At 45.0% G+C, this 26191-nt stretch carries 23 protein-coding genes; 13 read left to right on the forward strand and 10 right to left on the reverse strand.

Features of this window, described 5'->3' with window-relative positions; genetic code table 11:
- Nucleotides 1–455: 455 nt before the first annotated feature.
- The 4 genes from ACJJI7_RS22070 to ACJJI7_RS22085 form a co-directional block, all read right to left on the reverse strand.
- Nucleotides 456–1361 carry a polysaccharide deacetylase family protein gene (locus tag ACJJI7_RS22070; RefSeq protein ID WP_444901202.1) on the reverse strand — a complete coding sequence of 302 codons (906 nt, stop codon included), beginning with the start codon at nucleotides 1359–1361 and terminating at the stop codon, nucleotides 456–458.
- Nucleotides 1361–2245, reverse strand: a complete 885-nt coding sequence (locus tag ACJJI7_RS22075) for a GNAT family N-acetyltransferase (protein ID WP_444901201.1) — start codon at nucleotides 2243–2245, stop codon at nucleotides 1361–1363. Before ACJJI7_RS22075 ends, ACJJI7_RS22070 begins: the two co-directional genes overlap by 1 nt.
- 24 nt (nucleotides 2246–2269) lie before the next feature.
- Entirely contained in the window at nucleotides 2270–2713 is a 444-nt protein-coding gene (locus tag ACJJI7_RS22080; RefSeq protein ID WP_444901200.1) for a hypothetical protein, read from the reverse strand.
- A gap of 206 nt (nucleotides 2714–2919) precedes the next feature.
- The gene (locus ACJJI7_RS22085; RefSeq protein ID WP_444901199.1) at nucleotides 2920–3996 is read right to left on the reverse strand and encodes a bile salt hydrolase; all 1077 of its coding nucleotides are present in this window, start codon (nucleotides 3994–3996) and stop codon (nucleotides 2920–2922) included.
- A 320-nt stretch (nucleotides 3997–4316) separates the two neighbouring features.
- On the opposite strand from ACJJI7_RS22085, the gene ACJJI7_RS22090 reads away from it, so the two are divergent.
- From ACJJI7_RS22090 to rdgC, 6 genes are all read left to right on the forward strand, one after another.
- Nucleotides 4317–4715 (forward strand): VOC family protein, encoded by a 399-nt coding sequence (locus ACJJI7_RS22090; RefSeq protein ID WP_020413407.1) that lies wholly within the window; start codon nucleotides 4317–4319, stop codon nucleotides 4713–4715.
- 401 nt (nucleotides 4716–5116) lie between these two features.
- Complete coding sequence (locus ACJJI7_RS22095; RefSeq protein WP_282952912.1) at nucleotides 5117–6217, forward strand: alpha/beta hydrolase family protein; 1101 nt, start codon at nucleotides 5117–5119, stop codon at nucleotides 6215–6217.
- Between the two features lie 89 nt (nucleotides 6218–6306).
- Nucleotides 6307–6810, forward strand: a complete 504-nt coding sequence (locus ACJJI7_RS22100; protein ID WP_020413409.1) for a hypothetical protein — start codon at nucleotides 6307–6309, stop codon at nucleotides 6808–6810.
- A gap of 10 nt (nucleotides 6811–6820) precedes the next feature.
- Nucleotides 6821–7159, forward strand: coding sequence for a hypothetical protein (locus tag ACJJI7_RS22105; RefSeq protein ID WP_020413410.1), 339 nt, complete (start codon nucleotides 6821–6823; stop codon nucleotides 7157–7159).
- A gap of 507 nt (nucleotides 7160–7666) precedes the next feature.
- The gene (locus ACJJI7_RS22110; protein WP_444901198.1) at nucleotides 7667–8794 is read left to right on the forward strand and encodes an alkaline phosphatase family protein; all 1128 of its coding nucleotides are present in this window, start codon (nucleotides 7667–7669) and stop codon (nucleotides 8792–8794) included.
- 165 nt (nucleotides 8795–8959) lie between these two features.
- Nucleotides 8960–9952 carry a recombination-associated protein RdgC gene (gene rdgC, locus ACJJI7_RS22115; RefSeq protein WP_353376592.1) on the forward strand — a complete coding sequence of 331 codons (993 nt, stop codon included), beginning with the start codon at nucleotides 8960–8962 and terminating at the stop codon, nucleotides 9950–9952.
- A 98-nt stretch (nucleotides 9953–10050) separates the two neighbouring features.
- Here the strand turns inward: rdgC and gnd are convergent, their stop codons facing one another.
- Nucleotides 10051–11571 carry an NADP-dependent phosphogluconate dehydrogenase gene (gene gnd, locus ACJJI7_RS22120; protein ID WP_020413413.1) on the reverse strand — a complete coding sequence of 507 codons (1521 nt, stop codon included), beginning with the start codon at nucleotides 11569–11571 and terminating at the stop codon, nucleotides 10051–10053.
- A gap of 1143 nt (nucleotides 11572–12714) precedes the next feature.
- Here gnd and ACJJI7_RS22125 point away from each other — a divergent pair.
- A complete protein-coding gene (locus ACJJI7_RS22125) occupies nucleotides 12715–13197 on the forward strand; it encodes a PraA/PraB family alkane oxidation protein activator (RefSeq protein WP_020413414.1) in 483 nt (160 codons plus the stop codon).
- 460 nt (nucleotides 13198–13657) lie between these two features.
- Here ACJJI7_RS22125 and ACJJI7_RS22130 read toward each other — a convergent pair whose 3' ends face one another.
- Both ACJJI7_RS22130 and ACJJI7_RS22135 read right to left on the reverse strand, forming a co-directional pair.
- The gene (locus ACJJI7_RS22130) at nucleotides 13658–16660 is read right to left on the reverse strand and encodes a TonB-dependent receptor (RefSeq protein ID WP_282952911.1); all 3003 of its coding nucleotides are present in this window, start codon (nucleotides 16658–16660) and stop codon (nucleotides 13658–13660) included.
- A gap of 373 nt (nucleotides 16661–17033) precedes the next feature.
- Nucleotides 17034–17549, reverse strand: a complete 516-nt coding sequence (locus tag ACJJI7_RS22135) for a sigma-70 family RNA polymerase sigma factor (protein ID WP_083922726.1) — start codon at nucleotides 17547–17549, stop codon at nucleotides 17034–17036.
- A 1030-nt stretch (nucleotides 17550–18579) separates the two neighbouring features.
- Here ACJJI7_RS22135 and ACJJI7_RS22140 point away from each other — a divergent pair.
- The 6 genes from ACJJI7_RS22140 (at nucleotide 18580) to ACJJI7_RS22165 (ending at nucleotide 23541) form a co-directional block, all read left to right on the forward strand.
- Complete coding sequence (locus ACJJI7_RS22140; protein WP_444946402.1) at nucleotides 18580–18957, forward strand: hypothetical protein; 378 nt, start codon at nucleotides 18580–18582, stop codon at nucleotides 18955–18957.
- 72 nt (nucleotides 18958–19029) lie between these two features.
- Nucleotides 19030–20502 carry an alpha/beta hydrolase gene (locus tag ACJJI7_RS22145; protein WP_282952909.1) on the forward strand — a complete coding sequence of 491 codons (1473 nt, stop codon included), beginning with the start codon at nucleotides 19030–19032 and terminating at the stop codon, nucleotides 20500–20502.
- A gap of 116 nt (nucleotides 20503–20618) precedes the next feature.
- Nucleotides 20619–21713 carry a PaaI family thioesterase gene (locus tag ACJJI7_RS22150; RefSeq protein WP_020413421.1) on the forward strand — a complete coding sequence of 365 codons (1095 nt, stop codon included), beginning with the start codon at nucleotides 20619–20621 and terminating at the stop codon, nucleotides 21711–21713.
- A gap of 140 nt (nucleotides 21714–21853) precedes the next feature.
- The gene (locus ACJJI7_RS22155; RefSeq protein ID WP_020413422.1) at nucleotides 21854–22387 is read left to right on the forward strand and encodes a DUF2058 domain-containing protein; all 534 of its coding nucleotides are present in this window, start codon (nucleotides 21854–21856) and stop codon (nucleotides 22385–22387) included.
- Between the two features lie 6 nt (nucleotides 22388–22393).
- A complete protein-coding gene (locus ACJJI7_RS22160) occupies nucleotides 22394–22939 on the forward strand; it encodes a DUF1415 domain-containing protein (RefSeq protein WP_020413423.1) in 546 nt (181 codons plus the stop codon).
- 14 nt (nucleotides 22940–22953) lie between these two features.
- Complete coding sequence (locus tag ACJJI7_RS22165) at nucleotides 22954–23541, forward strand: endonuclease dU (RefSeq protein WP_282953563.1); 588 nt, start codon at nucleotides 22954–22956, stop codon at nucleotides 23539–23541.
- Nucleotides 23542–24166: 625 nt separating this feature from the next.
- Here the strand turns inward: ACJJI7_RS22165 and ACJJI7_RS22170 are convergent.
- The 3 genes from ACJJI7_RS22170 to ACJJI7_RS22180 form a co-directional block, all read right to left on the reverse strand.
- Nucleotides 24167–24697, reverse strand: coding sequence for an isochorismatase family protein (locus tag ACJJI7_RS22170; protein WP_020413426.1), 531 nt, complete (start codon nucleotides 24695–24697; stop codon nucleotides 24167–24169).
- A gap of 107 nt (nucleotides 24698–24804) precedes the next feature.
- Nucleotides 24805–25239: a hypothetical protein gene (locus ACJJI7_RS22175; RefSeq protein WP_020413427.1), complete on the reverse strand. Its 435-nt coding sequence runs from the start codon at nucleotides 25237–25239 to the stop codon at nucleotides 24805–24807.
- A gap of 180 nt (nucleotides 25240–25419) precedes the next feature.
- Complete coding sequence (locus ACJJI7_RS22180) at nucleotides 25420–25905, reverse strand: hotdog fold domain-containing protein (protein ID WP_282952908.1); 486 nt, start codon at nucleotides 25903–25905, stop codon at nucleotides 25420–25422.
- Nucleotides 25906–26191 lie beyond the last annotated feature (286 nt).

A 26191-nucleotide genomic window follows, 5' to 3' on the forward strand; every position in this document is an offset into this window, starting at 1 on the left:
CCTCACGTCTGTTTGATCAAGTAGATAGGATACACACATCCTTAACTTTGTTGTGGGCATTAGCGCAGGCAGCTTTTCCTGTAAGCGATTCCATGATTCATCATAAGCACCCACATCATCGCAATCCACTCCAGGCTGATGAATAAGGAATTCTGCGAGATGCTATGAATATCAGCCAATTCCTTTTTAATTCATACCATAATGAATAGCTGCCTCTTCAAAGTCCCGCATGAGTAGCTATTCTTTGCCCGGTCCATGATCCAAGACATTGTTTATCAGATAGGTGCAAACAGGAATTTTTTATACCCCTATGACGAGATCCGCACTCCGAATCAAAAAATCAATCGCTTCAACTTTATGCAGAGACTCAAGTAGAGAGTTCAGTGAAATGTAGAGCACTAACCATCATACAAATACCAGGGAAATTCAGAACCTCAAGATATCCCCCAAAAACTCTATATATGATTGCTCTTAGATTGCTTAGATATCCACCATTTAGCAACATCCTCCCGACGACAAATCCAAACAGCTTCAAAGGTAATGATATAATCTAAAAATCGAGCAATAGCCATAGCCCTGGCCGGGTGCCCACTAATACGACCATGTAAACCAATACTCATCAGTTTGGGGCTTTTCTTTCCCTCCTTCCAAAGACAGTCAAAAGCGTCCTTCAACAATAAAAAGAAATCCTGCCCCGATGAAAAACCATTAGGCATTAGATATCTCATATCGTTGTTCACTAAGGTGTATGGTATTATCAATTTCTCAGATATACTGGACTGCCAATAAGGCAGGTCGTCACAATAAGAATCAGAAATATAAATAAGATCACTCTCATCATTTAGTAATTTCCTGGTATTAAGGCTCGTCCGACCCGTATACCAACCTCTAGGTGGACATCCTGTTATGTGCTTAATTATTTCAATAGTGCGCCTAATACCCTGCCGCTCATCTTCAACTGGCACTGTCTTATAATCCAACCAGCGATAGCCATGACCCGCAACTTCATGCCCCCCTGCAGAGAGGGCCTCCCCAATTTTTGGATTTAATTCCAGCGCCAATCCCGTAGCAAACGCAGTTAACTTTAACCGTCTCTCCTCAAATAGGTTTAGCAAACGCCAAACTCCAGCCCGAGCACCATACTCATACATACTTTCAACACTAAAATCCCTCTCACCTACCCGGGGAGGCCTACCAGAAATTTCATGTAAATAAGACTCAGATTGTCCATCACCATTAACCAGTGTAGATTCGGACCCCTCTTCGACATTAAGAACAAATTGCACGGCAACTTGAGCCTCATCAGGCCACTGAGGATGCGGAGGTTTACCGGCATAACCAATCAAATCTCGCTTTTGCATTAGCCTAACTCAAAAGTTGTAACGCCAAACACGCGATCATGCATAATTTTCGGTTTGGGCCCTAGATACATTCTGGCACAACCAAAAACTTCCTCCATACCGTATGCTCGGGCCAATGCCATTGCTGCAGGATTATTTTCTGGAACGTCCAAGAATACTTCCTCACCTGCCGCATGTACCAATAACTGATCACAAAGGGACTCTGCTACCTGTCGATCATTTGCAAATAGAGGTCCAATTTTGAATCCTTTTCTACACTGACGCATTACTCCATACCCTTCAAGGCGACTGTCCTTTAAATACCCCAAAGACAGGGCCTCAGGTTGAGCTATCCACTCCTGTAGAAACTTACCTCTGTAGGCAGGAAAACAAGCGCGGTCATATTGGTTTAGATGATCAAAAGGCACTTGGCACAGAGGAACAACACTCCCTTCAAGGGTTTTTATCCTGCTTGAGGGCCGGCAAACAAAACGCAGGTTACGATGCGAGAAAGAAAATCCGCCCTTGGCATAGTAGCTTTGCATGTCAAAAACGCCATCTAATCCAACAGTAGACCCAGGACAGAGCCGCGCCAACATTTTATCTCTACGTATATGCCATAAGTAGTTTCCGTAGCCACGATGTCTAAATTCTGGCCGCACAATAAAAAAACCCATAAATCCATACCTCCCATCGTAGGAAGTAATCGCTCCACCTCCTATCAATTCCTTGCCTTTTAATGCTGCAACAAATGCTTCAGGGTCGGTATTCCAAAATATTTCCGCATCATTTAACCCAGGATTCCAGCCTTCCTCTGCCGCCCAATCCACTAATAAATCCACTTCCCCTCTTGTCATTGGGCGAATAGTAAGCTCTTGAGACATTATTTCCTCCTTTTTCGCCACATGTTAAACATCCTATATTCAGCATCACTTCAAATCTGCAAGAGAACCTTTATTAAACTGAATTTTCCCCATATTTAAAAAGTGGATTACTGAAAGCATTGCTCCATATGAAATACTTAACAGAGATAAAATTGAAAACACATGCATAGGAATTACACACCAAGCTTGCTTACAAAAGAAAGCAATTATTACGTAGCTTTCCAATATGTACATCCCAAGAAATACTCCCAGCACTATCAGACCACCATCCAGCTCCAGAGTGGATACCTGAACGATAAAAAATATAATAGCGGTAAAGAATAGAAAATTACCAGCAAGGCGAAATCCCCAGACAACTTTTATTCTAGGTAGTGCTACAGCCTTCTCAATATTCCTTCGCGAATGAGTCAATCTCTCTGATGCACTTTTCGAATTGATTTTACTTACCACTAAATCCGCTTGTGGTGTTTGATATATACCACCACTCACAACACCCCTCTCAAATACATCCCATCTACTAATCAAGCAAAATTGCATCAATAAGAGACTTTTTATTATTAAACTGTTAAAAGGGCATATTCCGCCGCTTGAACAGACAATTTTATCATCATTTTCAAAAGCCGCTTCCCCTATATTGACTAGATACTATTTTGAGGTGAAGTGAGAGATATTCCTAACATCATGAATTGTAGGTCTTATTTTGGTGCAAGAAATTTGAAAGGACTCGCCGGCTTAAATTCAGAAACAACCTCTCCCCCAAGATTCTCAGGAACATCCAGTTTCATACTCATTACTTGAGCACCGAGACTAAGGTTTAACTTATCAAGATCTACCCAAATGACTGAGGGATTGATAACCGATTCAAAATAGTAGCGTTTGGCAGACTGGTCTATCACTGAACGCCACAGTGTCGAGGCGATATTAGGCTTCTCTGGATTACTCATTCCCAGAGGAACGCTAACAGCGCGTATTTGTGAGAACACGGAAGCTAATGCATCCCTACGCGCATTGTATTTCGGGGATGACTCCAAGGCATAGCTAGCTCGCACAAACCTGTCAGCTGCACTAATAGTACCAGGCAGAAAATTCTGGCCACCAATAAGGTCCCAATAGGTATTGATAGCTAGTTGTTGTCCATAAATTGGCGAGTTTGTCATTACCGTGTATTGTTTCCCATGATGAACCTGCAATTCCCCTTTTATATATTCAAATATTGCAGAATCACCAGATGGATCAGAAAGAGCAATATGTGCGGTAGCCGGCCTGCCATTGGGCAGATCTGTACCAACCACGGTGAAAGGCTCTCGCTTCATCGCATTTACCGCTTCACTAACTGTACGAAAGTTATCCAGAAAATATTGTAACCAGGCCCCAACCGAAATTGTTGGCTTACCCCGTGCTTCCGGATTACCGTAATCCGCTTCAGCCAGATATAGAAGATTTCCCACTAAACCAGCTTCATTGATCCCATCTGAAGTCGCAGACTCATAGATACTGATCACAACAGAACCATAATTGGATGTCCACTCAATAGAGCCTCTACCAACCCCTCCGTTGCGTTGCATCCCCTTTGGAAATGCCCAGAAATCCATAGCAGCTTTAATATCACTCCAGTCCATGCTTCTTCCGGTGATATAGTTCCCTGTACCAGTTCCATATAATATCCGCGTGCAAGCTTGTGAAGATGCAACAACTAGTAAGAGGGAAAAAAAGAGGATTGAAGCAACCCAGTAAAACAAGGGCTTGGCTTCATTTAAATTATGCAATCTCACAGATATTCTCCGCTTGCTTTAGGTGTTCAATAATTCACCCTTCATCTAAAAAGTTCACTTTATCTAACAGACTCAAACACAATAAAAGTGAAAATATATGTAGAATAGTTTTAGCGCATATGAGGTATTCAGCATGTAGAAATTGAGATGTATAACCTCAAATCTAACGAAAACTCTATTTAACCTCCTATTTCTGGCGTGCTTTCCAACCAAACGGATTCACACCCCATTCTTTTTAAGTAAAATTCCCCGTTACTGAAAAGGATTACACTATGTAGGAAAGAAAACTCACGCCGATCCAAATGTAATAGGGGGAGAGCATGAACTCCATTGGTAGACTGGTAATTTTGGTCAGGGAGTACGAAGAGGCAATCAGGTTTTATAGAGATAAGCTGGGCTTTGAAGTATTTGTCGACTCAGAAGCGCCTCCCCTTCGGTTCGTCCATGTCCGCTTACCAAAACAGAAAGATGTAGGAATCTGGCTACTTCAAGCTTCCTCAGAAAATCAGGAGAAGAGCGTCGGAAAACAAACTGCCGGGCAACCATGCGCCGTCATTTATACGGATAACTTTCAGAGTGAATATGAACGCCTAGTGGATAACGGTGTTCAGTTTACTAAGCCCCACAGATCTGAAGCTGGTGCAGAATTTGCACACTTTGAAGATTTATATGGCAATGAGTTTGTCCTAGTTGAACTGAAAACCGAGCTTGCTGAGTAAATTTTATGGGCCTTTGTCGATTCCCTCACTTGGGCCCGATTTGTGAAGCGGTTGCCCTCATGCCGAACAGACTTTCAGATTTCTTAGAACCTTCTGGATTACCCGATACTTTCCTGAAAATTTCCTGTTTACTTCTCCTGCCCTATCACATATAAATCGGACAAGACTCATTCATTGGGTTCCAAGCTCCTGCCACCTTAATCACGATCACTGGGTGAGCCCGTTTATAGAACAAATTTTCGGCACTGGAATGTGCCATTGCTGACTTTCTGCCAGCATACACCTAAAGATAAGGAAGTTCGTTTCTCAAAGCAGCACCGAACAACAAAAGTTTAGTTGGCTATTGGCCTTCGATCAATTTGGAGTGCTCACGCTACCGTTACCGATCATTTGGAAGCATCATGAATAGAAGCCTGATTTTGCTGGTTCCCGGCTTAACGAGGGTCACCAGCACTGCTCAGCTGTCCGAATTCACCGAAGGACTTATCGCAGCAAGCGAGCGCATGCCGCTCACTCCCATTGCAGATCCCTCTATTCCCCCTGGAGTCCACCGCTTACGAGTAGCTTCGAGCGGACAGCCCCAGGAGCTGGATCTTGTGGAGGCATACTGGAACGACTTGGTTCCCAGTATTACTCAGCAAACATTGAAAACTCGGCTTGCCAGAGGATTCTCATTGATCTGGTTCTGGCTTGCCAATCTTCACATCTGGAAAGGGGTACTTAGACGTAAATACTTAACTTTTGGCCTGACGCTATCGGCTCTTGCTTTTATTGTCTGGTACCTAGGTACCATTATTTTATTTGTTGAGGCCATAGAGCCAGCCACAGACAACCCTTTCTTCTTCCTGGTGGAAAAGTTGAAGCGCTCCGTGGAGTACATTGGTGGCTGGCGAATATGGGCTGTAGCCACGGCAATAGTGGCATTAATGCCGGTCTCCCTATTAGTAGACATCTCTGATTTTTGTAAGCGCTACCTCACCAATGAACCTGCGGCCAGGGGCAAACCTGCGGTACGTTTTGAAATAATCCGACGAGTACGTGAACAATTGGAAAGCAGCCTTGCACAAGAAAAATACCAGTCGGTGACCATTGTCGGACACAGCTTCGGTAGTGTTGTCACTGTTGACCTGTTTGCTGACCTTCCCCCCATTGGAGTCCCTGTTCGCATACTCACAATGGGCTCCCTAATTGAGGTATTAGGTAAGCAAGCACCCTGGCTGCAGAATGAAGTACTTGAACTGTCCCAGCGCAAAGACTTAATTGAGTGGATTGATATCAAGTCTCACTCAGATTGGTTTGCCAGCGGATCGGCAGTACCAGATGCCCATCATTGCTATGAGCGTATTATTGGCTCATATGGCACTTTCCCAGACAAGCTGGCTGCCAGGGTACACTCTCGTTACTTTGACAATCAGGAGGCCGTGAGGCTACTGCTATCTTATTACGAGCGACAAAATAGTATCGTTAGCCCTAGCGAAAAAATAGCCATAGAGCCAGCCTGAACCAATAACAAAGCGCACTGCTCGTGCCGGTAAGAAATTTCCAGAACACAACAGTCACCAACAATACACTTACAGCAAGGAGAGTAAAGATGTCAGCCAACCAGCCAATGAAAAGAGCATCGACTCTGTGCTTATTTCTGGCGATTCTTGTCAGTAGCTGTACCCAGCTTGCTCCCAGGTATGATGCGGAGCTTTATTCAGGCCTAACCGAAGTCAATGCTGAATTGATGCAATTCTTTTCCTCGGTTTCCCATGGCACCAACAAAGGCTCCTATAGCGAGAGAAGCCAAAACTATCACTCCTTAATTGGTAAAATTGATGCGCTGGCCATGCAATCAAATACCCGACCTGTCCCCGGCAAGGTTACTTTGAGAAAAATCAACAATTACCTTGACTCTACAGATAGCAATATTAGTTTTGAATCTGCACCACCAAGTGTTGCTTCCCTTGAAAAAATTTCCAGCAGTCTAAATCGAATGCGAAAGGAAGATGAAGATAAGGGACTGCGTGCTACTGCTGTTGCTCTCTTCAAAAATGAAGTTGTAATCTCCATGGACCAGGCCCTGACCTATGAATCTTTTCTAAACCGCTGAGGAATTAGACATGTCACTTGACGTTAACCAGCTGATTTCCAATATCAAAGATGCAGCTTCCACAGTTATCAATCACGATATCACCGAGATTCGCGGTTTTTCAGAACGCCAACTGGCTGCGCTGGCGCTGCAAGCAAAGCTCATCGCCAACGCAATTTTGGCCGAGGAAATTGATGATGACCTCAGAGACTACTTTCTAGACTCTCTGGAAGATATGGCCCTAAACTTTGCCAAAACTTTACGTGGACTTCTCGCAGTCACTATTGAAAAGGTTTGGAATGCGGTTGTCGGTATTATTTGGTCAGCAATAGAGGCCTGCACTGGAATTTCATTGAAAATTGCCTCTTGACCCTAAATAAATTTTTCCATCTCACGCCCCGAAACTTTATCGTAAAGCTCCGGGGCTTCCAATTCATCAATGTATAACCCATTTTCTCATGTTTTGTGCCCTATCAGAGCCTATCCCTAATTTTGACTCCCTAAGAACGGAATATTTATTGAGCCTCTAATCAGAATACTAAGCTCGCTTCCCCCTAACCCGTTTGATGAAGACAACCTGGGTAGTGTAGTTTCAGGCGGTGCCTGGGTGGGCGCTCCGTGCACAATATCACCATCAGTTATCCTGGATTTCTAAGTACCTTTCCATAAGCATCCAGACAGCTCCCAATGAGCGCTGCTTGGATGCTTAAATTGGCTCACCTAAACAGTTGCCCTTTCGCAAAATAAATATGAATAAGCTTGTAGTTTTTTCTTACCGTGTTTTTTCGGTAAAATTTGGCGTCGCTCAAATCATAAAGAGATATAGCGCGATATAACAAATAATAACACTGGGCAACGCCCACAGAGGATACACTCTATGAAGGCCCTTCTCTCGGCAATACTGGCTATAACACTTTGCGCCCACTCTAAGGCTGCCGATAATCTGGTGCTGGTAACTATTGATGGCTTGCGCTGGCAGGAAGTTTTTTCCGGTTACGACCAGGAAATATTGAATCACGAAAAGTTTACGGAGAATAAAGATCAATTGATCAAGCAATTTGGAGGCGAATCAGCAAAGGTAAAGCGAGAAAAACTTTTTCCTTTTATCTGGAATAAAATAGAAAAAGGCGGATTTCTGGCCGGTAACCGTGAAAAGGAATCTTTTGCCAATATCACTAACGGCTGGTGGTTTTCCTACCCAGGCTACAATGAAATCCTCACCGGGCGCGCCGATCCAAAAATTAACAGCAATGATCCACTACCCAATGACAATATCACTTTCCTGGAATGGTTAAATAACAAACCAGAGTTTGAAAAAAGTGTAGCTGTTTTTGGTAGCTGGGGCGTATTCTCAGCTATTATCAACCGGGATCGAAGCGGTGTTTTTGTCAATGCAGGATTGGAACCCGCCAACTGGCCTGGAATATCCCAGCGTGCTCAATTTCTGAATGAACTGCAAGGCCAGCTGCCAGTTTTCTGGCAGGATGTACGCCCGGACGCCTTCACCTATGGGCTCGCCAAAGAATATTTAATCCATAATAAGCCAAAGATGCTCTATATAGCCCTGGGTGAGACCGATGATTTCGCCCACGATGAACAGTACCACCAATACCTCGATTCCGCCCATCGCAGTGATGTAATTCTCGCAGACCTATGGAGTACCCTGCAATCTATCGAAGGCTACCGAAACAATACTAATTTGATAATAACCGTGGACCATGGCCGCGGTAACATTGCCGAAGCCTGGCCACACCACGCCAGCGGCCCGGCACTGACTCAATATTTTGGCAAGGAAGACCACCCACACAAAAATGGCATGCCCGGATCAGATGAAATCTGGATTGCAGCACTGGGCCCGGATATCAAAGCACATGGTGAAGTATCAGGGGGCCCCACTCTGTACCAGAATCAGATTGCCGCCACAGCATTACAGTTGCTGGGTTTCACTCCCACAGATTTTTCCAGGGACGCCGGTCCAGCCATAGATAACTTAGTGAAGAAATAGCCTTTTCTGCTTCGGGGCCACTATGGCTGGCCCCAGTCAGTTCAGCAATAGAACTTGGTGCAATCGTCTCCAATCTGGCATTTGGAAACAGCTCACTAGCTGCCCCGCCCCAGTTTCCGCATAATTGTCGGCCGCACTCGTAACTAAATACAAATGGCCTGATGTATGTGGTTTAAAAACCTTCGTGTCTATCGCTTAACCAAAGAATTCAGCCTGGATGCTGAAAAATTCAACGAACTGCTGGAGCCACAGGCATTTATACCCTGTGGCAGCCAGGACTCCTCTCGCTATGGCTGGGTCCCCCCCCTTGGACGCCACGGTAACCAGTTGGTCCACTCCACCAATGGCTACTTAATGGTCTGTGCCAAAAAACAGGAAAAGGTTCTGCCCGCGGCAGTCGTCAATGAAAAAGTCGAAGAGCTAGCCCAAGCTATCTCCGCAAAAGAGGCCCGCCAGGTTGGTCGCAAAGAGCGACAAAACCTGAAGGATGAAGTGTTGCTTGAAATGCGGCCTAAAGCCTTTGCTCGCTCGCGCCTACACTACGCCTATATCGCGCCCCACGATGGTTTGGTCGTAGTAGATGCCTCCTCAGCATCTGCCGCAGAGGAATTGCTGGAAAACCTCCGCGAAGCGATCAGCAGCCTTGCGGTAATCCCCCTTTCCGCCAAAAATTTGCCACAGCAAACCATGACCCACTGGCTCACCGCACCTGAAGCGCCAATACAGTTTGATTTTGGCCATGAATGTGAGCTTCGAGATCCTAAAGACAGCGGTAGTGTGATCCGCTGCAAAAACCAAGACCTTTGCGCGGAGGAGATACACAACCACCTGGTGGCGGGGCTTCAAGTCCACAAGCTGGGACTGGTCTGGCGTGGAGGAGTTGAATTCCTGGTTGACGACCAGCTCTCCCTGAAACGCGTCAAGTTCAACGATGAATTACTGGAAAAAGCCGATAGCGCCGATGCAGATAATGCAGCTCTGCGCTTTGACGCCGATTTTGCCGTAATGACCCTTGAAATCTCAGCTCTGCTCAAGGACTTGCTTGCCGCTTTTGGCGGAGTAAATATGGAGGCTGCCAGCGTGGAGGAAATAGTAGCCAAAGCCTCACGTGGAGAAGTCGATGAGCGGGTACGAGAAGTGGAAGAAGTAGCGTTCTGAGTACTTACCCGGTGCCATTCGCACCGGGAGGCCCACCGGGTGAAGCCCACTCCTACCCTCAGAATATAAGTGGGCTCTTCCCCTCACTCTCTATCAGATCATATCTCTACAACAGGGCGACCTGGCTCACTCCAGAGTACGTGGTATTTCCTCTGCTCAGGCTGGTCCACACGGGAGAAAGTATGCGCGCCGAAGAAGTCCCTCTGCCCTTGTAGCAAATTAGCTGGCAGGGACTCTGTGCGGAACGCATCGTAGTAACTCAAAGCCGAAGACAGTGCCGGTACCGGAATACCATTCAACGTGGCACTGGCAACCGCCTGACGCCAATTGCTTTGGTGTTCGGCAATCTGCTGAGTAAAGAAGTCATCCAATAACAAATTGGACAGCTTGGCATCGCGCTCATAAGCATCGCTGATAGACTGAAGAAATACTGCACGGATAATACAGCCAGCCCGCCAAATACGCGCAATCTCAGAAAAATTCAGCTGCCAGCCCTGCTCTCGCGCAGCCAGCTTCATCAGGTCAAAGCCTTGGGCGTATACACAAATTTTCGCGCAGTACAGGGCATCGTGCAGCTCCTGGATTACCTCATCACGCTGCTCCACCGCTACCGGGGATACTGACGGCCCCTTTAGTTTCTGAGCAGCACGAGAGCGCAGGGTCTTACGCGTAGACAGGGAACGAGCATAAACTGCTTCGGCAATACTCGGTGCCGGACATCCCACCTCCAAACTGCTGATTGCCGTCCACAGCCCTGTTCCCTTCTGGCCGGCTCGATCCAGAATCACATCAACCAGCGGCTGCTCGGTGACAGAATCCAGGGTGGATAGAACTTCCGCACTGATATTGATCAGGTAGCTGTTCAGTGGGCCGCGATTCCATTCTCGAAACACTTCAGCAATCTCGGCTGGTGACATCTCCAGGGCACTGCGCATCACATGGTAGGCCTCACAGATCATCTGCATATCAGCGTATTCGATACCATTGTGCACCATCTTTACATAGTGACCGGAACCAATGGGACCAATATAGGCCGCACAGGGCTCTCCCTCACGCACAGGATTGCCTGGCTCAAAGCGCTCGATAGGTTGGCCACTGGCCTTATCGACCTTGGCTGCAATGGAGTGCCAAACCGGCTCTATACGGCTCCAGGCATAACGGTCACCACTAGGCATCAAAGAGGGGCCAAAACGGGCACCAACCTCGCCTCCGGATACTGCCGTGGTAAAAAAGATCAGCTTACCTTCATATCGCTTGGCGCGCTCAACGGAGTCAGTCCACAAGCTGTTACCGGTATCCACCACGATATCGTCTGCTTTAAGCCCTGCATCCAGTAGCTTGCAGCAAACATCATCTACTGGTGCACCCGCTGGCACAGACAGAATAATCAGGTGCGGCGCCTTTACTTTTGCCAACAGCTCGGTGTACGAATTGCAGGTCTCCACCCGTGCAGGCTGATCACCGCGCTCTTTCTTGTCCTGCTCCAGCAGTGCGTTGAGCCGATTGTGATCCAGGTCGAAAGCACAAACCTTGTAGCCATTGTCGGCCAGGTTCAGGATCAGGTTCTTACCCATCACACCGGCGCCGATAAAGCCAATATCGCACTGTGAGTCAGACATCAAGTTCTCCGTACTAAGATAGGGGTCTTTCAGGGGCGCGGAGTATAGCAATATGCATACGAGGCCGGGAGAGCAAAAATCCAACAACATCACCCATGCGTACAAAGAATAACCAACAAAATATTGCTCACTGACAAAAACTCAGCATGGAGTGGGTACTTTACTAGGGGCTTAGGTTGGACCAGCCCGGTATATCTTTTAGCGCCAGGGCCCTGATCACAGGCAAGTACAATAGCCTTCTTCCCTGTCCACATTCTCCAGGAACAGTCATTCTGTTAACCATTACAAATGGCTGATATAACCTTAGAAATCAGATCCAGAAGACAGCTTTCACATAGCGGCAGGAAGTAGATTCCATTTATAAGAGAGATGACAACCAGAAGATCTGGCTATGCCAGTTTTAACTTTTCGTTGAGGCACACTGTCGGAGATCTGATAGGTAACTCCAACCAATCCACCGGAAGGAAGTTTCTAAAAATGTTAGAGTCCCCATTACCAAGTTCAATTAAATCCTCAAAACAAAGAGTGGTATTATCTTAAATAATTCACGACTTTTATTAACCGCACCACAGAAAACCGTAAAAATTTATATCCCAACTTATTTTTAAATAAATTTGAACATGCAGGATGTACTATCATAGTCACTTCAGACCACTTTTGGCAGTTCGCCAACATTCAGCCTTCATGCATCCCTTCGATCCCCCAGGCTACATCTTTTAATTTTCCAGGAAGTATGAACTCATCGTATAAAAAATATAAACTCCAAAATGTTTAAAATGGAAATCATTATCGCTCAACAGATCCAATATTGAGGATAACCAAATCCCACTGTGGTAGAGGCTTATTAGGTACAGAAATCTTAATATAAAATATTCTGACTATAATCAACTAAATTTGAGGATAAAGAATGTTCTTTACCGATAAAATCGCGTCTATTTGAATTATCCCTCCCCCCAATAATCGTCCCTGTTCGTCTTTAAGGATGGATGGTGTTGATACTTAAATCCTATTCAGTTTTTCTAGGCTATAAGTGGAATCACCTCCAAGCGATGATGCGCTTATTAAAAGGCGGCGGATTATAAATACCCAAGTATTGACACTACGCCTGCCGTAACTTACAAAGCTACTAGGAATATTATTATTATGAAAAAGATCCTTACCGCTGCTTCTATCTGTCTCGTTTCCCTTGGGGTTACCAGTCTAGCCAACGCCGAAACCTGGTCCCCTCCGGGCGCTATCGCCTTGGCAAATGTTGGCACCCTAACGGTTAAAAAAGGAATTTCTCTTAACTGCACACTTTCAGGCAGTGTAAATTCCACCGGTGCAGATGCTTCAGTAGGCAGTCTTGCGCTATCGGGCGGATTCCTCAATATGTGCAACAGTGTCTCCTTCAATAATCTTCCCTATGACCTGATAGGAAACGCAAACAATACAGTAACCTTAAAGAATGTTGCTGTTGCCGCCGTAACTGGTAACTGCGCCGGGGACTTAACAGGTTCTTTCGATCAATCAACAGGAAGGATCACCTTTAATAATGCTCAAATTCCGAGTGTAGGTTCAGGTAGTGCCTGTGTAATTAATGGCGTTGTATCAACCAACCCACAATCCTCATTCACTGTACCCTAAAAAACCCTCGAGGTAGCCAATTTAAAATACCGCCGGCAACCGCTAGCGGTATTTTTTATAAACAACTAATGAATTTCATTTCAAAGCATTTTCTTATTACCTTTACCTTTACCTTTACCTTTACCTTTACCTTTATATAAAATACTACTATTCAAATCCTCTTATAATGTTATGCAACATTAATCCCTCAAAAGGAAATCAGGCCCTGCAATTACAGTACCTTCATAGTAGAATACGCTAGAGAAGCTTTTCCCTACAACCAACCTAATCTTGAAAGAGAATAAATGTCAGCTCTATTAATCTAAAAATTAATTTAATTTAGATATATAGTAAATTAGCAATCTATCAGAAGAAGACAAAGGAAAAGCCACAGTAAGTAAGAGATGAAATACCGCATTCTAACTTACTGTGACTACTCTAATCAGCAGGCCTCCGATACCGGGTTTAAAAAGTAAAAGTATTAAAAGCCTTTACTGACACTAAACCCAACAATACGAGGCTCTAAAGTAAATACATTTGTAGTAAGACCTGAATCATCGCTATTTGTAAACATATCTGTAATCGGCGCATCGTCAAATATATTTTTCACATAGAGCTGCATATACAGTTCAGAATTCGGGTTGTTCAAGCTCACAGAAGCATTAAGGTTGCTCCATGCCTTCAAACGATCATATTCTGTATTATAAACACGTGCATAGCTCTCAGATTGGCGATAGTAATCCGCCCGCAACGTCAGATCCCAGTCCTCAATAGGAATAGTATGTTCGACACCAAAATTCACAGTAAACCGCGGAGCATTAGGTAGCTCGTTACCACTCAGATCAGCAGCAAAGCCCCGTCCTCCATTTGGAGCATCAGTGAGTGGATTATAAGGATCTACACCATAAAGCAAGTCCCAGCGCGCAAAGCCCTCTATCTCTGGCGTAAATGAACCGTATAGAGCAGAGCCTGCACAGAGTGACCAAATGGCAAGCACATTGCCGGTAGCGGCAACTGTTTCAACCAAATCCACTGGTGCAATACAGTTTGAAGGAACCTGAATACTAGGCCTTACCAACATCCAATCTTCATTTCCTTGAGTGCGATTCATAACATCAATAGACTCTTCACCATCTGCGATACGAGTCTTCAGGTAGCCCATATTCATATCAACTCTGGTGCTATCTGTAAGCTGCCACGCCAGCTCAAGCTCAAGCCCCATACTCTCCGCATCAAAGTTCTCATTTAAAGAAATGCGATCAACAATTTGGGAAACTTGATAATCTGTATAATCATAGTAGAAGGCGTTGGCATTGAATGTCAGACTTCCATCTAACATTACATTCTTGGAGCCGATTTCTATCGCATTAACAAACTCCGGTTCAAAGGAGTCCTCCAGGGGTTGATACTGCACTACGGTTGGATCAATCTCTGCTCGAGGTGGATTAGTGCCGCCCCCCTTATAACCGTGAGCAAAAGATAAATAAAACATGGTATCGTCAGTAAAGGGGGTGTCTACTCGCCAATCTAGTACCGCACGGCCCGTATATTCCTGCCAATTCTGAGTAACTTGATCTCCCTCTGGATATCCTCGGTGAACAAGCCCACCTGAACGCTGACCTGATATTATTTCTCCTGTTTCACTATCAAAGCTTGTACCTAACAGTAACTGGCTAGGTACAGGAGTTGATTGCTTACGGTCATCGGTGTAGCGCAGACCTGTGGTAAGTTTTACATCCTCTGTGATCTGCCAATAGGCCTCACCAAACAGGGCCCATGAGCGAGTTTCCACTAAGTTCCTGCTAAGAAAATAGTTGTGCCCCTCCTCATCAATATTCTCAAGTGAATTTGGATCTACATAAATACAATCCATATCACCCGCACCGACCTCTGGATCAATACATTTTTCAGAAATCAATAAACCTGTATCAGGGTCTCTGGTACCGTTATAAAAATATTCTGCAATCAAACTAAACATATTATTGAATACAAAATAATCATCCTGGGTTTTAAAGTCCAGGTAGTTAGCACCTAATGAAAAGTTCCAGGGCCCATCAAAAGATGTCTGTAACCGGAATTCCTGGCTCCATTGTTTATTATCGGAGCGGCTAATATCTACTGCTAATATTCCATCAGAGGGGCCTAACTGTGGATCAGTATAAATTCCTCCAGGGGTGGGAACAAATTCAGCAGAATCATTAAAAATTGGGTCTGATACATAACGATTGTAATCTTGAGAAGAGTAGTAATCATCCTTTGCATAAGTTGATTGGGAGAAAAAAGTGAGTGAATTACTCAATTCCCACTCAAAATTCAGCTGCACTAAATCATTTTCAGCACGGAAAACTGGATCATAGCTGGTGGCAATCTCACGTAAATCCCTTGATTGCTCTGCATTTCCATAGGGATTACTGTAATAGTCGATAATCGGAAATCCAGTATCTAAATTGATAAACTGGGGTACCAACACAAAAGCAAACCCTCTTCCATTCGGCGCGCTATAGGCATCATCACTGTAAATTGATGCCGGCATACACCCCTGGCTAAAGAAAATAGAAGTAATTTCTGTTAGCTCAGTATCCCCGATCGTCGATGGTCCCGGGTCGGTGGTACATAGCTGCTTGCCAGTACGTGAGCGTTTGTCATCTTCTTCAAAGTGCTGCCAGATCAGGTTTGCACTAAAGGTTTCACTGGGTTCCCACTCAAAAATGGCACGCGTGGAATAAAGGTCCCTATCATTTACATCGTTCCCAGTGTAGGTATTGGTATCAAAGCCATCACGCTTGGTCATAGCACCTGAAAGCCGCAGTGCCATGGTATCGCCCACGGGCAAGTTAAACATGCCACTTGTGCGCTTTGAGTTATAGCTACCTATTTCAACTTTAATCTCAGAAGCAAATTCATCCTCTGGCATCACCGGCAACATATTAACCACGCCAGCAGTCGCATTTCGGCCATACAAAGTACCTTGAGGTCCTCGTAACACCTCTACTCGCTGTACATCAAAAAACTCCTGCTCGAACAACCGGTTACGAATAAGTGGTGCATTATTGAAGCTCACCGCCACCGCCGGATCGGTTGCAGCAGAGACAGCCTTGGTACCAACGCCACGAATTGAGAAGTTATAGGTACTAAAGTTTGATTTGGAAAAGTTTACGTTAGGCACCGCACGAAGTAGTTCTTCACCCCGTTCAATCTTCAGGGCATCTATATTGTCCCCCGACAAGGCAGAGACAGCGATAGGAACATCCTGAATACTCTCCTCTATTTTTTGTGCTGTTACGGTAACTTCTTCGATAGGCTGCCTTGCTCGACTACTTTTATCCTCGCTTTGGTCATCCTGGGATAAGGCTGTCAATGGCGTCGCAGTCATTATCATGCAGGCAATCGCAACGCTATACCAAGGGGTATGATTATTGACTGGATTAGTGGTACGAATCGCTTGTGCAATCAACTTTTCTTTCTTACGAAGGCTCATCATCATACTGAGTCTCTCTATATTATTTTCTCTATTATTTTTAAGTCAGCCAAACACCACCTTATCTCAGGCCTAACCAAGTTAAAGACGCAACACACTCGCGGTAGGGGGGATTAAGATTACCCGCCCAGAGAACATCAAACATAAATCAAGAACAACAAAAACTTATATTTTTAATTGACATAAACTTCCAACTTCCAACTTCCAACTTCCAACTTCCAACTTCCAACTTCCAACTAGAAAATAGTAGCTGATAAAAATGAACCCCCCATACAAAACAACAAATAAATCAACAACGCCTTAAACACCAAGATTAAAAAACTAATCTATTGAAATTTCCCTCAAGATGTCTCACTTAGCCTAGTCAAAATTGGCAACGTCAAACGGCCTCTTCCATTACCTTCCGAATTCGAACTAATGCACGTTGAATTAGTTCTTTCACTGACTCCTTGGAGATTCCCATGCGCTCGGCGATATCTTGGTAAGTTAAACCTTCAAAGCGATGAAATTTAAATGCTGTACCTGCTCTTGGCGGTAATCTCAGGATAGCTTGACAGACACGACGGCAATCCTGCATCCCTATAACCGTTCGCTCAGGTGTGATCACATCTGGAATATCTATCTCAGAACTAAGTGGCTCATGATATGCACGGCAGCGAGACTTCTGGTAGCGGCCATGGCTTACCAAAAGATTTTTCGCAATTGTGTAGATATAACTCCTTGGATTTCTAATATTCGTATTAGATTTCTTCATCTGAAAATGCAGATGCGCAAAAACTTCTTGCACCAGGTCATCCACATCAGAAATATTCACCCTGGAAGAAAAATATCGCCTCAACCCCAAACGATACTCCCCGACCCATGAAGCCATATCTTTTTGGCAGCTTTTGTTCATAGGCAAACAAGTATTTGGTCAATTGAAAGTGTGCCAACCGCCTAGAGCTTCATCACTAACTCGACTAGCGCTAAGCCGGTAATTAAAACTGGACGAACACCAAAAAAACTTATTTGAATTACCACAAAGCTTTCAGAGACTTATAAAATTATGACCATTAATTCACGAAACCAATCAAAAATGCAGACTGCTAGGTCAAAAACACACTTTAAAAGAATTCTCTCTGGAAAATTTTTCTTAAATTTATTTTGACTTATTCGGTTTCCAGAAAATTTAGAATAACTGCACCACACTTATTGATAAACGCCTTCAATAAACTAAATGGTGAATAGAACGCCTATATGTTTCATAAGTGAATAATCTCTAGAATTACACGCCACAAGATTTCCAAGTTTAGCTAGCCTGAGAGGCATTGATTACTCATTGAGCGACACCACAGCTAGCATCGCAAACCTTCATAAATTTGTAACTGGTACTAAAGAAAGCCTACTGCAGTTTATTCAAAGGCCACTTGACTTTCCCCCGCATCATTCTAATAACATAGAAAAAGCCTCTCACCAGAAAAACAATTCCCCACTGGGCACTTTAAAAACCAGTAGAAGAGTCAGAATTCTGCATGGCAGCTCAAACAAATCCAATACTTTGCCCTCTAGTTGCCTAATCGCCGTCCAATAGACGCCCTGGAACCAATCAAACTGGCACAAAAAGATCAAACATAAGCACCCCACATCAAACAAATTTAGGCTCATTAATTAAAATTTTCTTTTCTTTATATACTTTATTCGATAACCTCTATGACTTTAGTGACAACTTTTAAATTCTTTACTTTTTCACAACCCTCGTATCGCAGTAAAAAAACTTGGAGAGTTGAACCTGAAAATACCCACTTAAAAAACAAATAGTGGTTTTCTATTTTTTCAAGGAAAAATAATAAAAAGGAGAGACTCCCTTAAACTATGTACTCCATTATTACAGCTTCAAGCCTACCTTCAGAGGTGCTGGGAAAGAACACAATAATGCCCTTACAGGTATGATGAACCATTTCGGATTGCAGAAAGCAAGATTTTGCGGATGCGACTGGGGAGGTTTTGTCGTTGATGCTATGGTCCTACTCTATTCCGGGCGCCATGCTGGATTGACAAATATTGGTACTCCGCACAGTTATCACCCAAAGGAACTTCCAGCAATGGATTTGCCAATAAAAGAAATCACAGATAAACCAGATTATAGCCAGTTTTTACAACAACCTGAAATTCCAGAAAATCTGCTCAATAACCATGTAGATAATTTCTTCTGTACATTTTTTCGGAAGAACTATCTGGCCAACAAAAACCTTTCCAAGATGCCAAATAACTCTTCAGAACGAAAAGTCGAACTTGCTCCGATGATAAGTTCCACAACCGGATAGCTAATTGGCTTGAGTTGACTTTCTCTATCACAGACAATCAAAGCAAGCATATTAACAAGCAGGCAAGTTTGTATGAAAGGACTTAAAAGACTAACCCTTTTTTGGAGTTCAGCAGTTGCTGGTCTCCTATTGACCTCCTCTCTCGGGCATGCAAAAGCAATAAATAGTGAAAAGCCCTATACATTGACTACCTGGAATAAAAAAACTGCAGATGGTTACAGAGGTTTTTTTAAGGTCCCAGAAAATCGCGCTATCAAAGATAGCCGCAACCTTTCAATTCAGTATATCCGCTTCCCTTCGACAGGTAAAAAGGCGGGTCCGCCTATTGTCTATCTGGCTGGGGGCCCCGGCGGATCCGGAATTATGGCAGTCAACTATCGCTATGAAATGTTTATGGCATTGCGGGAATACGGTGATGTCATTGCCCTGGACCAGCGCGGCACCGGGCATTCCAATGACCTGCCTAGCTGCCAGTCTAATCAGGTAGTTCCACCACTCATATCCACCTCCGATTCGAAATATGTTGAACTGCATCAAAGTGCCCTTCTTGAATGCCTCTCTTTCTGGCGCGATCAAGGTGTTGATCTCGCAGCCTATAACACATTGGAAAGTGCTCGTGATCTAGAGGCTCTACGGCACCATTTGGGAGAAGAGAAAATTGTATTGTGGGGCACTTCTTACGGCAGCCATTTGGCACTAGCAGCCTTAAAGGAGATAGAGGGGTCTATTGATCGGATTATTCTTTCCAGTGCTGAGGGGCTAAACCAAACGATTAAGCTACCTTCCCGTACAGAATCCTATCTGGATCGCCTTCAAAAAGCCATCGATCAGCAGCCCGAAGCGAAGGCGATTTACCCAGATATTAAAGGCTTGATACATCGCATCCATGCAAAGCTGGAAAAGCAACCTCTAAAAATTCAGCTTCCGCAAAGGGATGGGAGTAAGCTGGATACCCTATTACAACGCAGAGATATGCAACAAATAGCCTCTGCATTTATTGCAGACCCCAAAAGTGCAGCCCAACTGCTCGCTTTTTATCGTGCAATAGACTTGAGAGAGGTACCGGCCTTCGACAAAGCTCCTTCCCGTTATTTTCCTGATGGGTTCCTACAGCCTGGAGCTCCCATTACCCTCAGACCGATGCCCACTGCTATGGATATTGCATCCGGTATCGATAAAGGACGCAAAGCCAAGGTGGCCGAACAAGCTAAAGCTAGCCTGCTGGGGGACTACTTAAACTTTTCATACCATTATGACGGCTTGGCGCCAGAGCTGGACTTGGGAAATCGCTTCCGGGCAAACCCACAAAGTGATGTGCCCGTATTATTATTCAGCGGTACGCTAGATGGCAGAACTTATATTGAAAGCCAACACGAAGCCGTTTCAGGTCTTTCAAATACAACCTTAGTAACCGTAAAAAATGCCGGTCACAACTTGTTTATGGCCTCCGAAGAGGTTCAAGACACCATAAACTTATTTTTGGAGGGGCGCCCTATTGAAAAGACAACGATTACGGTGGATCTGCCCACTCTAGCTATAAAATAGAGGCTCTCTATAAGTTTTCGGTAGTGGCATTCTTGCCGCTACCTATCCACTACACAATATCTCGTATCCCCCACCCCCGCACATTAACCTTGCTATAGATGCAACTGGAGGCGGGGATGACCAATATCACCGACGAAGTTCATCGCGGCGCCATTTGTGACCTGCGAGCACTTCAGCAACCTGGATTGCAGACATTCAAGCAATATATTCGCGGTAGCCTGCCAGGACCTCCCTTTTGGCGCTTAACTGGAATGCAACCTATTGAGGCAGGGCTTGGAAAAGCTACCTATTCCATGCCTATTACACCTTGGTTAGCTGATGGTACCGGCATTTACTGGGGCGGTATCTATGCAATGTTCGCTGATGCTCCCCTGGCTTCCGCTATCTGGACTACCCTACCCGCAGGTAAAGTACTGAGCACTTCTGAACTGAACATGTGCTTTATCCGGCCAATTACCACTAGTACTCAGAACATTGTCGGCCGGGCAACGACGATTCACTCCGGTAGCCAGGTTGGCCTCTCCAGCCTGCAGATCAACGACCAAAATGGCAGGACTCTCGCTTATGGGAGTACCCGCTGCTTAATAGCAGACTTTCCAGTCAGCCCAGATCAAGAGCTTCCTCTACCAGACTTAGGGCCCACCGAGCCACCTGATCCTTATTTACGCCCTCCTCCTGAAACATTCTTTTGTGATATGGCACACTTTCCAGAACAAGTGCCCATTGAACTTCAGCGGTTGACGATCAATGAAGGGCGAATGCATCCAGTTTGGTTACTTACTGGTTATCGAGCAGTCGAGATAGAAAATGGGCGCTGTATCTCTACCATGCCTTCCTCCCCCTGGTTCTCTAATGGAACTTTATCCATTTATGGTGGGCTTCTGGCCTGGGCTGCAGACTTCACCATGGGCGGAGCTGTTTACTCCACTCTACCTGCCGGATCTATCTTCGCCACTCTAGATATGCATATTCGCTTTGCACGACCAGCAAAGCTCAACAGTGGGGATTTGATCTTAGAGTCCCAGGTACTTCACCGAGGCCGGCAATTAAGGGTTTCATCCTGCAATATTGATACGCCCAGCGGTAAGCGCGTGGCTATTGCCACTGGTTCCGCACTGGTTATCCCCGGCGGTGCTCAGATGCTTGCGGATGGCAAACAGCCAGATGAAATTATTGCCACTGCAACCTCAGGCAAACCTTGGACACCCTGAATAAAATTCCTTATCAATGCTAAGGCCAACTTCAGGTAAAATGCTCATCACCAACATTCAGGCAAAGCCTCTGAATATTTTTTGACCGAATAGTCGCCTATTGCGACACCAATTCCAATGTAACTTTTGGGAAGCACACTATGGCCTCATTGCAAGACCAACTCCTGCAAGCAGGACTTGTTGACAAGAAGAAAGCCAAACAAGTTAGCAAGGAAAAGCGCAAACAGCAGAAAGTTGCTAAGAAGTCTGCGCAGCCCCAGATAGATGAAACCAAGCTGGCCGCACAAAAGACTCTCGCAGAGAAAGCTGCTCGAGATCGCGCCCTGAATGCCGAGCGAGATGCCGCTGCTCAACAGAAAGCTATCGCAGCCCAGATCAAGCAATTGGTGGAAACAAACCGCCAGCCCTACTCTGGAGAAACGGCTTACAATTTTACTTTCGACAAGAAGATCAAAACCATCTACGTCAGTGATGAACTACGCGATCACCTGATAGCCGGTCGCCTGGTGATTGTCGCCCAGGATGCGCGTTTTGATTTGGTGCCCAGGATAATCGCCGACAAGATTGCCGAGCGAAACACTGAGATTATCGTTAAACCTGCTGAAACATCAGCACCGGTAGATGAAGACGACCCCTATGCAGATTTCCAGATCCCCGATGACCTTATGTGGTAATTGGCAATGAAGCAAGATGTTGTCCAGGTAGTGGAGCAATGGCTCACCGATGTGGTGGTGGGCTTAAACCTCTGCCCTTTTGCGCGCAAACCTATGCGCGCAGGCCAGATACGCTACATAGCCAGTGAAAGCAAAAACGACCAGGCCCTGCTGGCCGATTTACATACAGAACTGCAACGACTCGACAGTACACCAGAGAGTGAGCTCCTTACTACCCTGCTGATTATTCCCGATCATCTGCAAGACTTTGCCGACTACAATCAATTTCTCGATCAGGCCGAATGGCTACTGGAACGCTACAACTATGTAGGCACTTATCAGCTGGCCAGCTTCCATCCGGACTACCAATTTGCCGGAACAAATCCGAATGATGCTGAAAATCTCACTAACCGGGCCCCTTTTCCTATCCTTCATCTATTGCGTGAAGATAACCTGGAAAAAATGATCGAGCTTTACCCAAATCCAGAGAGCATTCCTGAAAATAATATTCTTCAGGTTGAATCACTGAATCAAGAAGAAAAGCTGCGACTCTTCCCCTACCTTTTCCGATAGCAAAATCTCAAGTGATGAAATCCCTGGAAGAACTACTGCGCTTGAACAAGCTGATCCGCCTGATCGGATTTGACGATGCCCCTTTCAAGAAAGAGCGGGGCACGCCAGTAAAGGTTAGCGGCATCGTCTGTTCCAATACACGCTTCGAGGGAATGCTATGGGGAGAAGTGAAAAAAGATGGTATGGAGGCCACCCAGGTCATTGCTGAACTGTTAAAAAACAGTAAGTTTTATAGTCAAATAAACGTAATCCTTACGGATGGCCTTGCTGTCGGTGGTTTTAATATTATTGATTTACCTGAACTCTCAAAAACTATCGATCGCCCTTGTATTGCCGTTATGCGTAAGCTACCGGATATGGCAGCCATAGATCGCGCCCTTCAAAACTTCCCCGATTACCGGCTCCGCAAAGAGACGTTGTTAAAAGCCGGCGAAATCCACTCACTCAGGAATTTTTATTTCCAGGTACAGGGCTGCAACCCCGATATCGCTGCCCGGGTACTGGAGCAGGCAACGGATAATGGCAACGTGCCCGAAGCACTGCGGTTAGCACATATGATCGGTGCCGCGGTAATAACGGGACAAAGCGGTAAACGGGCATAGAATGATAGTGAAGGCTGAATTTACTCCTGCCCTTTTTATGCATAATAAAAGCAAGGGGGTTCAAGGAATTAACTCACACTTGCTGGGCAAATATCGCAAAAAATTTTAAACCTAAAGAAGTAAGTTCACACAGCGCCAATAAAACGCATAGGACTAGGCCTGGCTATGCTAGAGGGGGAGTAGAACTCCAACAACGAAAAGAAAACGGCAGGCTGTGACTAGAACTACAAACCACCAGACTTAGGGCGCCAGCTGCCCGAGGCTGACGAGATAAATAAGAATCATTAAGAAAGACGCATATTCGACCGTATTGGCATGGGCTCTCACCCAATTATGTAAAGTGTTATCCAGCTCAAAGGAATGCCCCATCTTTTACTTACTATGCCCTATAGCGACAAGAGTCCTAAGGAAAAGCGATAATGCGACTAGAAATCCAATACACAACTAGTACACATTCATAAAAATTTCCTCTCTAATCGGCCTGACAATTACTTAGCAATATATCGAGTCGACTAATTGGTATAATAAAAAACCAAATTAAATCCTGGCAATTCCTTGAACTTCTTTCAAAAGCTGATAATTCGGTAAAAAACCTTAATATAAGCAAACAGTTATAGAGGGAAAATTATTGCAGAATTTCCTCCAGCAGTTCCACCCGAATAGTTGTGTCGTCGGTAATCAGCTCACTCCATATCCAGTTATGGTGGGCTATTACAGTTTGTGCCTTAAGGTGTGGACGATCTTTCAAGGTATGACAATCAGAAGCTACTAAGATATTGATCTTATGGCTCACAGCAGACCTAATAGTGGTATCTACACAAAAGTCCGTCGCCCATCCGCTGACAATCAGACGATTTACATTAAGCTTTTCCAAGGTGTGCTTTAGATCTGTCTGATAAAAAGCATCATTGGTTTTTTTTCTAATTACAAGATCACTTTCACTTTTTATCAGATCATCCAGCAGTGCCCAGCCCGTAGATCCGGGCAGGAGTCCCTCTTCTTCAAGCCCATCATGCTGTATAAATATTACACTTCCATCTCGCTCCCTAACCCAGGCAGCGAGCCTGTTTATGCGGGCTATGGTACCGTCTACATCAAACTGATTACGCTCCGCAAAGGAAGCTTCCTGCATATCAATAATCAGCAAAACATCCATAAGTTCACTCTGTTACTTACCCACATAGGCAGAGGCGATTGATTCATATCTTGCACCCTGCCGCAATTCATCGGCAGGCATTAGGAGCCTTCAAGTACGACTTGGTATTAAAGGATAACAGCGCTGTCCCTGGACTTATCAGCAAAAAGTGCCACAAGGGAAAACTGGGAAAATCCCTGGTCCGTAGATAGATATTCCTTACACCAAAACCTCAGGTTCTCCGTAAATGCCTCCGATGGCTCCAGCGCAAGGAAATGACACCGCACGACAATATCAGAATCCTTCTTCCTGCTATCGTCAGTAATAGAGATTGTCAATGTAGAAGAAGCACTTTCCCAGCGAATCAGGAAGTAGAGGGAAGAGTCATTGATACTCTCATTGAGCTTGGATACGGCCATACCCAAGGTCTCGGTTAAGTCCTGGTATACATCACTATCGGTAATAGCATTGCTCTTCGCATGGTACAGCTGGTATTCCGCACCGTCATCACTGACCAAATCAAGCAGGCCTGATGATCGACCCAACTTCCACTCTAAGCCCATAATTCCTCCAGATAGATACAGTTTAAGAAGCCGGGTATTTTACGGATTCCTCAACCAATCCACACCTGTTGAAATCAAGGTTAGTACAGGTGCACATTTTCCATACAGGTAGATGGCTGGTTAGCCGGCTTCTTAGGCAAGGCTTAGAGTAAAGAACCTCCAAGCCTTCCAGAACAGCATTTATTTGGCGCTGGGCCGTTGGGATACGCGCATAGTGATATCTGCATGGAAAACTTCTTCCCCGTTCTGGTCGAAAACCCCGACTGGCATGATTACATCACCCGCATCAATAGATTCAAACTCAGGGTACTCACATACGGCTCTCAAGTTAGTTTTAGCCATCTTCAAGTACTTAACCTCCATCCCTACAGGTATCCAACGAAATCGTCGATCAAGGGATACATCAAGACAAACGCCACCAGCTAGCTCGGCGGCATTACACATGGCAATAGCATGTACAGTTCCAATATGATTAGTAACACTCCAGCGCTTTTTTAAGAGCACTTCGACATGTCCTGGGGACACTTCGGCAAAGCATGGCTTGATAGACCTGAAATATGGAGCCTTGAAGGCCACTACTTTAGAAACTGCCCAGCGCCCGAGTGCCGAGCTCCCAAACTTTTTCCACAATTGCAACACGGGGCTTTTCGAAGATTGATAGTCCATCTTGCCTCACTATCTAAATCATTGGTTGACGAACTTCCTCATAGGCATCCGTCGTTGCCCGCAACTATACATGATCAAAGGGTTACGCCAGATAATCAGATCTATCAGGTTTATTGACCAGCCTAACTATCGGAGAACAATACAGCCGAAGATCTGCACAAAGAATAAGAAATACCGGATATCTTCCGGTAATAGCTATTAGTATAAGCGAAAGCCTCTTTCCATCTTTGATGGTTATAAGTTTAAAAAAGAGACAAGAAGATAATTTGGCATCAATGTCTGCGGA

Source organism: Microbulbifer variabilis (genome assembly GCF_056232115.1).

Excerpts from the sequence above, each read along its gene's own strand:
- ACJJI7_RS22140 (WP_444946402.1), top strand. The coding sequence starts at position 18,580 with ATGATGAACCATTTCGGATTGCAGAAAGCAAGATTTTGCGGATGCGAC.
- gnd (WP_020413413.1), bottom strand. The coding sequence starts at position 11,571 with ATGTCTGACTCACAGTGCGATATTGGCTTTATCGGCGCCGGTGTGATG.
- ACJJI7_RS22155 (WP_020413422.1), top strand. The coding sequence starts at position 21,854 with ATGGCCTCATTGCAAGACCAACTCCTGCAAGCAGGACTTGTTGACAAG.
- ACJJI7_RS22100 (WP_020413409.1), top strand. The coding sequence starts at position 6,307 with ATGTCAGCCAACCAGCCAATGAAAAGAGCATCGACTCTGTGCTTATTT.
- ACJJI7_RS22135 (WP_083922726.1), bottom strand. The coding sequence starts at position 17,549 with ATGAACAAAAGCTGCCAAAAAGATATGGCTTCATGGGTCGGGGAGTAT.
- ACJJI7_RS22110 (WP_444901198.1), top strand. The coding sequence starts at position 7,667 with ATGAAGGCCCTTCTCTCGGCAATACTGGCTATAACACTTTGCGCCCAC.
- ACJJI7_RS22165 (WP_282953563.1), top strand. The coding sequence starts at position 22,954 with ATGAAATCCCTGGAAGAACTACTGCGCTTGAACAAGCTGATCCGCCTG.
- ACJJI7_RS22175 (WP_020413427.1), bottom strand. The coding sequence starts at position 25,239 with ATGGGCTTAGAGTGGAAGTTGGGTCGATCATCAGGCCTGCTTGATTTG.
- ACJJI7_RS22180 (WP_282952908.1), bottom strand. The coding sequence starts at position 25,905 with ATGGACTATCAATCTTCGAAAAGCCCCGTGTTGCAATTGTGGAAAAAG.
- ACJJI7_RS22150 (WP_020413421.1), top strand. The coding sequence starts at position 20,619 with ATGACCAATATCACCGACGAAGTTCATCGCGGCGCCATTTGTGACCTG.
- ACJJI7_RS22170 (WP_020413426.1), bottom strand. The coding sequence starts at position 24,697 with ATGGATGTTTTGCTGATTATTGATATGCAGGAAGCTTCCTTTGCGGAG.
- ACJJI7_RS22125 (WP_020413414.1), top strand. The coding sequence starts at position 12,715 with ATGAAAAAGATCCTTACCGCTGCTTCTATCTGTCTCGTTTCCCTTGGG.
- rdgC (WP_353376592.1), top strand. The coding sequence starts at position 8,960 with ATGTGGTTTAAAAACCTTCGTGTCTATCGCTTAACCAAAGAATTCAGC.
- ACJJI7_RS22090 (WP_020413407.1), top strand. The coding sequence starts at position 4,317 with ATGAACTCCATTGGTAGACTGGTAATTTTGGTCAGGGAGTACGAAGAG.
- ACJJI7_RS22130 (WP_282952911.1), bottom strand. The coding sequence starts at position 16,660 with ATGATGATGAGCCTTCGTAAGAAAGAAAAGTTGATTGCACAAGCGATT.
- ACJJI7_RS22145 (WP_282952909.1), top strand. The coding sequence starts at position 19,030 with ATGAAAGGACTTAAAAGACTAACCCTTTTTTGGAGTTCAGCAGTTGCT.
- ACJJI7_RS22095 (WP_282952912.1), top strand. The coding sequence starts at position 5,117 with ATGAATAGAAGCCTGATTTTGCTGGTTCCCGGCTTAACGAGGGTCACC.
- ACJJI7_RS22070 (WP_444901202.1), bottom strand. The coding sequence starts at position 1,361 with ATGCAAAAGCGAGATTTGATTGGTTATGCCGGTAAACCTCCGCATCCT.
- ACJJI7_RS22105 (WP_020413410.1), top strand. The coding sequence starts at position 6,821 with ATGTCACTTGACGTTAACCAGCTGATTTCCAATATCAAAGATGCAGCT.
- ACJJI7_RS22160 (WP_020413423.1), top strand. The coding sequence starts at position 22,394 with ATGAAGCAAGATGTTGTCCAGGTAGTGGAGCAATGGCTCACCGATGTG.